Consider the following 2,547-nt stretch of genomic DNA (forward strand, 5'->3'; position numbering starts at 1 on the left):
TTGGCTTCCTGCCAGATCGCGCGCGGACCGCTCTCAGCCCGATCATCGCCATCGTCGAACGTAGTTTCTTCGGCGGCCGGGATGTCGACGAAAGCGGCTGGCATATGGCGCGGGCTTCCTACGAAGACTTCGCATTTGGGGAGCAGTGGACATGAAGGATCGTTCTCACGTCGACTCCCCGTTCAGTGGCAAGATCGTCGGCATATTGCTGGCAGTGGCGCTTTTTTCCTTTGGGGCAATCATGGTGCTCGCAGGCTGGGCACCCGAATTGCGGGACCGGAATGTGGCCGGTGCGCACCCGTTCTCAACCTCGGCGCTCGGTTATAATGGCTTCGTGCAACTCCTTCAGGAACAAGGCTATCCGGCGGAAGTCTCCCGGCTGGAGCGCACGCTTGAAGACAGTGATTGGGGCCTACTCGTCTTAACACTCCCCCAATGGGGTGCAGCAAAGGCGCTCGAAGACTTAGAGCCACAGCGGACTACTTTGCTCGTCCTGCCGAAATGGACCGGCATGACTGATCCTCTTAACAAGACCCATCAAAAGGATACGCGCTTCATGAATGCGCGCGTCTTGAACGACTTACTGGAGACGATAGCTATCGATGCGGAAATCGGACGTATCGATGTGCCAAGTGAAACCTCAACCCCCTTCGGATCAATCGCGCTCAAACCAGACGTGAAGATGCAAGTGTTACGCGGAGACTCGCTTACGCCGATTGTTGAGACACAGGATGGGATCCTGCTCGCCTGGGCGCCCGATGCGGACATGTATGTTCTGTCCGACCCCGACATGATCAACACTTTCGGTTTGTCGCAGTTTGAGAACGCTCGCTTTGCGACTCAGATGATCGACTTTCTTCGTAATGATTACGACGAGCCGATTATATTTGATGCGACTCTCCATGGTTTCGTTCGGTCCGAGAATCTGCTGCAGATGATTTTCGACATCCCCTTTATCGGCGCAACGTTGACTGCGTTGGCGGCCGCTTTCCTGCTGGGCTGGGCCGCGCTCATACGATTTGGGCCACCTGTGAAGGAAGGACGCGCCATTGCGCTTGGAAAACAGGCGCTGGCTGACAACTCCGCAGGCTTGATTACGATGGCGCGCCGGGAGACGCGTATAGCACCCGCATATCTCCACATGATCCGCCGTCGTGTATCCCGGGATATAGGCGCTCCAAAGACATTGAATGAAACCCAACTCACCGCCCTGTTCGACCGGCTTGGCCCGGAAGAAGAGTCCGGCAAACACTTCACAGACATGGCGTCGGGACTGCGCGGTCCTGCCACCAGCCGTGAAGACCTCATGAACAAGGCGCGCGAGCTGTTTCGCTGGCGCAAGGGAATTATCGGGAGATCCATGAATGAACGTGAATGACATCAAGGCGCTGGCGGACCGGATCCGTAACGAAGTGCGCAAGGCAGTCGTGGGACAGGACACAACGGTTGATGTTCTTCTGACTGCGATATTCTCGTCAGGGCACGTCCTTCTTGAAGGCCCACCGGGAACAGCCAAGACCCTACTGGCGCAATGCTTTGCGAGATCGATTTCACTCGACTTCGGTCGCATTCAGTTCACACCCGACCTGATGCCGGGAGATGTTCTCGGCACGAACCTGTTCAACTTTCAAACCAATCAATTTGCCCTCACCAAGGGTCCAATTTTCACCGATCTCCTTTTGGCGGACGAGATCAATCGAACACCTCCGAAAACACAAGCCGCGCTGCTAGAGGCCATGCAGGAACGCAAGGTGACGATTGATGGCGACACCTACCCGTTGAATGACCGGTTCACGGTGATCGCGACCCAAAACCCTATCGAACAGCAGGGCACATATCCCCTGCCGGAAGCGCAGCTTGACCGCTTCCTGTTCAAGCACACGCTGGACTATCCAAGTCGTGAAGAAGAGCTCGCAATTGTTTCCAAGCATGGCACTCGCACGGGCATGAAAACCGCAGCAGCGTTCGGCATCGAGCCGGTTGTCTCGGCAGAAGAACTCAGTGAAGCTGTCAATTCGGTTGCTGAAGCCCGGCTGCAGGACGATATCATTGCCTACATCGTGGATATTATTCGCGCGACCCGGACAACCCCGGCCCTGGAAACTGGCGCTTCGCCGCGCGCCGCTGCCGCGCTGGCCACTGCGGCCCGTGCCCGCGCCGCGCTCGACGGCCGGGACTTTGTTATTCCAGACGACGTGAAACTGCTGGCCCTGCCAGCACTCCGCCACCGCGTTTTGTTATCCCCCGCCGCAGAAATCGAAGGCAAGACGACCGACGAAACTCTTTCAGCTATCATCGAACAGACGGCCGCACCGCGGTGATTTCACCCACACCTCGCGCCATCTTCCTGATGCTGCTCGGCGTGCCGCTCATGGTGGCTATAGCTCTGCTGCGTCCTGAGCTCTGGGTCATATCCGCTGGCTGGGTCGGCGGCATCGCCAGCCTGATCTTTGCGGATGCCGTCCTGGCCGCATCCCTGCGAGCCTATGAGGCAGATGTAGACGCGCCGGCACTGCTTTATGTCGGCGGGTCTGATCCAGCGGACCT

General features: G+C 57.7%; 2 protein-coding genes and 1 pseudogene. All 3 read left to right on the plus strand.

All coding sequences use genetic code 11. The annotated features are described in order from the left end of the window. The first annotated feature begins 151 nt into the window (after positions 1-151). Positions 152-1,378 (plus strand): DUF4350 domain-containing protein, encoded by a 1,227-nt coding sequence (locus B4F73_RS08755; protein ID WP_290483033.1) that lies wholly within the window; start codon positions 152-154, stop codon positions 1,376-1,378. Then, positions 1,365-2,321, plus strand: a complete 957-nt coding sequence (locus B4F73_RS08760) for an AAA family ATPase (protein ID WP_034811615.1) — start codon at positions 1,365-1,367, stop codon at positions 2,319-2,321. The genes B4F73_RS08755 and B4F73_RS08760 overlap by 14 nt, the downstream gene beginning before the upstream one ends. Continuing rightward, positions 2,318-2,547: pseudogene (locus B4F73_RS08765) on the plus strand (DUF58 domain-containing protein); the annotation flags it as partial. The gene B4F73_RS08760 and the pseudogene B4F73_RS08765, both read left to right, overlap by 4 nt.

The organism is Hyphomonas sp. UBA3601 (genome assembly GCF_002375605.1).
Classification (GTDB): Bacteria; Pseudomonadota; Alphaproteobacteria; order Caulobacterales; family Hyphomonadaceae; genus Hyphomonas.

Coding starts and splice junctions, on each gene's coding strand:
- B4F73_RS08755 (WP_290483033.1), top strand. CDS start 152: ATGAAGGATCGTTCTCACGTCGACTCCCCGTTCAGTGGCAAGATCGTC.
- B4F73_RS08760 (WP_034811615.1), top strand. CDS start 1,365: ATGAACGTGAATGACATCAAGGCGCTGGCGGACCGGATCCGTAACGAA.